This is a genomic window from Burkholderia sp. Ac-20384, from assembly GCF_017104605.1.
Classification (GTDB): Bacteria; Pseudomonadota; Gammaproteobacteria; order Burkholderiales; family Burkholderiaceae; genus Burkholderia; species Burkholderia lata.
In genome coordinates this window covers 1-4,762 of the sequence record NZ_JAAGPE010000484.1, presented here as the reverse complement: position 1 = coordinate 4,762, position 4,762 = coordinate 1, and the positions used below count along the sequence as shown (strand labels likewise).

Annotated in this window: 5 protein-coding genes and 1 pseudogene; 4 read left to right on the top strand and 2 right to left on the bottom strand. The window is 57.6% G+C overall.

The features are described 5' to 3' along the window. Positions 1-111 (bottom strand): annotated as a pseudogene (locus G3O00_RS40235) (Crp/Fnr family transcriptional regulator); the annotation flags it as partial. 325 nt (positions 112-436) lie between these two features. On the opposite strand from G3O00_RS40235, the gene G3O00_RS43720 reads away from it, so the two are divergent. From G3O00_RS43720 to G3O00_RS40220, 4 genes are all read left to right on the top strand, one after another. Continuing rightward, entirely contained in the window at positions 437-1,030 is a 594-nt protein-coding gene (locus tag G3O00_RS43720) for a hypothetical protein (protein ID WP_241025565.1), read from the top strand. Then, a complete protein-coding gene (locus tag G3O00_RS43715) occupies positions 966-1,385 on the top strand; it encodes a hypothetical protein (protein ID WP_241025564.1) in 420 nt (139 codons plus the stop codon). The genes G3O00_RS43720 and G3O00_RS43715 overlap by 65 nt, the downstream gene beginning before the upstream one ends. Positions 1,386-1,505: 120 nt before the next feature. Then, entirely contained in the window at positions 1,506-2,006 is a 501-nt protein-coding gene (locus G3O00_RS40225; protein ID WP_206146322.1) for a DUF2726 domain-containing protein, read from the top strand. Positions 2,007-2,436: 430 nt separating this feature from the next. Continuing rightward, entirely contained in the window at positions 2,437-3,486 is a 1,050-nt protein-coding gene (locus G3O00_RS40220) for a PDDEXK nuclease domain-containing protein (protein WP_206146321.1), read from the top strand. 388 nt (positions 3,487-3,874) lie between these two features. On the opposite strand, the gene G3O00_RS40215 is transcribed toward G3O00_RS40220, so the two are convergent. Then, complete coding sequence (locus G3O00_RS40215) at positions 3,875-4,258, bottom strand: Cro/Cl family transcriptional regulator (RefSeq protein ID WP_206146320.1); 384 nt, start codon at positions 4,256-4,258, stop codon at positions 3,875-3,877. Positions 4,259-4,762 lie beyond the last annotated feature (504 nt).

The window sequence follows — 4,762 nt, the reverse complement described above, 5'->3', positions numbered from 1 at the left end:
CAGCGCGTCGCCCTGGCGTACCTGCCGGGTCGTGCAGATGATCGAGTCGAGGCGGCCGAATTCCGCCGCGGTCAGGTGCGGCGGCAGACACATCGAGCGCATCGCGCACACCGAGCAGCGCGCGGCGCGCCCCTAAACTTGTACCTCTAACACTTAACGGAAACAGATGTGGCTAGTCGTCCGAGAGGGCAAAAAAGAAGCCCCGTTATCCGAGTGGATTTCGGGGCTTGAAAGTTGGCGGCTGACGCCGGGGGAGACAGTACGCCAGCCGCGCTGCTCTCACAGCTCGGCGAATATAGCAGGGGCTCGCTGGCGTTCCGGTTTGTTGCTTCGCGAGATTGGACGGCAGTTCGCATCGAGATACAAAAGAAAAACCCGGCGATCGTTCGCAGCGATCCCGGGCGGTGATCAACATCGGATATACGAGGTATCCAACGTGGATGCAGGCATTGTAGAGCACGAATCGCGTCAGTTTCAAAGTCTTGTGAACGATGCCGGGTCGCTACAGGCGCTCAACCGGCTGCGTTGTGACGGTGCGGCAGGGGTTGAGTCGGATGACTATTCGCCGTTCAGCGATGAGTACGTGGTGCGCACGCAACGCTTTGATGACGGTCAGCAAGAGGTTGTAGCGTTCAGTGTGGCCGTGCAGCGGCGCTTAAACGAGCTTCGGCTGCGCCCGCGTATTGCGCGAGGTAAGCGGGAGATGAATGAGGGCGAGGGGGACGTTACGACAAAGGCCGACAAGTCGCTTCGTACGTCGATTGAGCGGTCAAAACGGATGATTCGCAAGCGCTGTAAGCAAATCCGTGCCGACCGGATGCTGACGCTTTCTACCAGGTTGAATGAGACGCGCATCGAGGTTTGGGCGCGGTGGTGGGATGCGTTCCGGCGCCGGTTGAACAAGCTGCAGGATTTCCATTATGTGGCGGTGCTGGAGCGGCAGGAGCGCGGGGCATGGCATATTCGTGGCTGTCCATGGGCGTCAAAACTGGAAGCTGCTGCGCTCGATCTGGCTGTCGGTGATTGCTAAGGACGGGACGGACGGCACGGTGAACGACAGTATCGGCCGGGCGTCGTGCCTGTTCCGCAAGGTGGGTGGCAAGGGTCGGGCGATGCGTCATCGGATCGCGACGTACATCGCCAAGTACGTGGGTAAGGGCGCGCATGACACCGGGTTCAACAAGAAACGGTATTGGACCAGCAAGGGCATTGTGCTGCCCGAGGTTACGACGTACGCGCACCTTGGGGCTGACGGATCGCGCGGCGAGGCTGTTGCGGCGGCGTACGCGTGCGTCGATGCCAATGGCGCGGATTTCGGCGGGGCTCAGTTGTTTTGGAACCGCGGCATCGGAGTGTTCTGGATGGCGACGGGCAATACGGCTTAGCGTTGTTTCGAGAAAACGAAAGGGAATGAAAACATTATGCAAGCAATGTCACAGAATGTAACAATTTGTTGCGGAGATTCGCTGGGGTCGTGAAACTCGGTTTTTTTGGCAGAGGGTTTTATGAACATTTGGGTGCCGTTGTTGCTGGCCGGGCTGGCTGTTTGCGCTGTTGTCGTTGGCGGTTTTGGTAAGAGGGCTCAAGGAAAGCGCTCGGAAAAACCTCGTTATGTGCGGCGGCGTTTTATGACTGCTCGGGAGTACCAGTTTTTTGTTTTGTTGCGTTCTGTGTTGCCTGACGCGGAGATCCATTCGCAAGTTGCGATGGCGGCGTTGGTCGATGTCCAGGGTGGCGGTAGGTCGTCTAGGAACGCGTTTGACCGTAAGATTTACGACTATGTTGTTTGCCGGAGTGGCGGTGAAGTGCTGTACGCGATTGAGTTGGATGACGGTTCGCATGTGTCTGCCGGAGCGCGTCGCCGTGATGGGGTGAAAGACGAGATCTCGGCGGCGGTCGGTTTGCGGGTTGTGCGCTATCGCAGTGTCAATACGGATGCGTTTGAATTGCGACGTGATTTTGATGCGTTGGCGTCGGTTAGCACTGGTCAGACCGTGACCGGATGAGAATGGTCCAGTTGGAGCTTTGGGGGCGGGAGTCGTTGTCGGATAGTGAGTTAGCGGCTGTCACGGGCGAGATACGCAACTTGTACTGGCACATTCGGAATACGCGTCGAGGGGTTCATGACGCGCGTCGCCGACGTATCTATCGTATGGTTGCTGTACAAAAAAACGCCTGCTCGAGGCAGGCGTAACGAAGCGGGAAATTCTCGACCTATTAGCATGCTTCAGGTCGAAGCGTTGCCGCAAAAATGGTTGCCTTGATTGCTCCGAGCGATCGGCGAAGCACGAATATGACATTTGACATAATTAACATTATCGACAAATTGGGGTCGTGTTAAAATTGATGCCTCATACCAGTCGAGCTTGTCGGTTGCCGACTCCACCGAGATAATTTCTCTTCTAGAGCGACAGCCGATACCTGCCAACGAAATACATGACCAAAGATCTGGGCACGCCCGCCTGGGCCGAAGATTATCGTCACTGGTTCACGGAGCTTAAGCAGCGCGTCGAGCGCGCGCGGCAGCGCGCTGTGGCCAGTGCGAATCGGGAGCTTGTCTCGCTGTACTGGCAGATTGGTCGCGACATCCTCGACCGACAGCAGAAACAAGGCTGGGGTGCCGGTGTCGTCGATCGTCTGGCACGTGATCTCAAGACAGCATTTCCTGACATGCGCGGGTTTTCTCCGCGCAACCTCAAGTACATGCGTGCCCTCGCAGAAGCCTTTCCGCAGCCGGAATTTGTGCAACAGCCTGTTGCACAATTACCGTGGTCACACGTTGTGACACTGCTCGACAAGCTTGACGACGCGCCGCAGCGGCTTTGGTACGCGGAAAAATCGCTTGAGCACGGTTGGTCGCGTAGTGTCTTGACCATGCAGATCGAGACGGCCGCCCATGCGCGCGTCGGCAGCGCCGTGACGAATTTCACCGACCGGCTGCCGCCTCCGCAGTCGGATCTCGCCCGCGATGCGCTCAAGGACCCTTATATCTTTGACTTCCTTGGTCTGACCGAGAATGCCCAGGAGCGCGACATCGAACGTGCGCTCACTCAGCACATCACAAGTTTCCTTCTTGAACTGGGCGCCGGGTTCGCATTCGTTGGACGTCAGTACAGGCTTGAGGTCGGCGGCGATGAGTTTTTCATCGATCTGCTCTTCTACCATCTAAAGCTTCGCTGCTATGTCGTCGTCGAGCTGAAAACGACGCCGTTTAAGCCCGAATACGCAGGGCAACTGAACTTCTATCTTTCCGCGCTCGACGCGCAGGTTAAGGCACCGGGAGACCAGCCATCCATCGGCCTACTTCTCTGCAAGGAGAAAAATCGGCTTGTCGCAGAATATGCGCTACGCGGCATGGTCAAACCGATGGGCGTGGCCGAATACCAACTCATGCGCGAGGTCCCGCCAGCACTCGAGACTGATCTCCCAACAATCGATCAGATCGAGGCCGAGTTACGTCCCGATCTTCCAGATGACATTGCATAATTCGGCGGCTTGAGAGGGCAGGGCGCTTTGTCGAAGGGTAGAAGGCACCCAACAGTTAGCTGCATTTTTTGAACACCTCCTCCTTGCAAGCTTACGGGCCGTCGATGATCGATTGCGACTGCGGGCAGATGGGCGCGCACTCGCGCGCGTTGAGCCAGCGGCCGGCTTGCCGGGCGCTGGTGATTTACGCGCCGTTAGCGATGCGTCGGCCGGCGGCCGACGTAGCGCATACGGCCTGCCGGTGGACAACGGATGCAGAGCGATGGGGTTAGCCTAGCAAGCGGGCAAAGCCCGCGGGACGCCGCGGCTTGCCGCGGGTCGATATGGGGTGTAGGTAGAGACAGGTTCTGATTAAGCCACGACACTTAATGGCAAGCCGCCCCGACACTTAAATGCACTTATTCATCAGAATTGGGCCGCTTTCGGCGGTGCTGTACGCGGCTTGCGCGGGCGAGGGGTTCACAAAATTTGTGACAAAGCCGAGGGCTAGCGTCGCGCTAATTCCCGCCATCCTCGGCGAAAAAACCTCCCACAGCGAACGTTGTCCGAGTCTCTCGGCGCGGTCCGCGTCTGCAGCCATGATGATTGGCAGCGGGTTGTCCATCTCTAAGGCCAGGGCCACCATCAGGCACGTCTCGTTTTCCATCACTCGCTTTCCGGTTCTGTACTGACTCATACGGCTCGACGGCCATCCCATCGATTTCGCTAGGGCGAGGTCGTTCTTGAGGTTCCGCTTTTCCATCAATTGGTCTAGGTATTTGACGCTTCGCATGATTTCTCCTTGACTTTCTCTCGCACCGTGAGAATACTCGCGATGTGTGAGAATTCACGGTATGTGAGTATTTCCGGAGTCTAGCAGCTTCGGCGGAAAGGTAAACCCGCGCCGGCGGGCTGTTGGCGTAGAGATAGGAGCCGTTATGGCGAAGTGCCCGCGAGACGTTGTGACGCCTGATTTGTTCGATGGCCGGGTGAGTGTGCCGGTTCGGTCGATGGCGTCCGAGATTCGTCGGACGGATTTCGCCAATGTGCCGGTCGAGGTGGTTGCCGAGTTGTGCGCGTGGTGCGGTGTTGACCGTGCGGGCGGTTGCGGTGCCTGTAGTGATCTGAAGTATCAGGAGCGTTAAACCTGTCGGGTTGGCCGACGAACAACTAAGAAGCTGTTGCGAAATTAGTTAACCAGAGGTTTTAGACGCGTCCAGCAAATCAAGGCGCAAGCCAAAGATAGGAAGGCCTCGTGGATATGAGCATAGCGTTCGTAGCGAATCTTCAGGCGTCG

Coding starts and splice junctions, on each gene's coding strand:
- G3O00_RS40225 (WP_206146322.1), top strand. CDS start 1,506: ATGAACATTTGGGTGCCGTTGTTGCTGGCCGGGCTGGCTGTTTGCGCT.
- G3O00_RS40220 (WP_206146321.1), top strand. CDS start 2,437: ATGACCAAAGATCTGGGCACGCCCGCCTGGGCCGAAGATTATCGTCAC.
- G3O00_RS40215 (WP_206146320.1), bottom strand. CDS start 4,258: ATGCGAAGCGTCAAATACCTAGACCAATTGATGGAAAAGCGGAACCTC.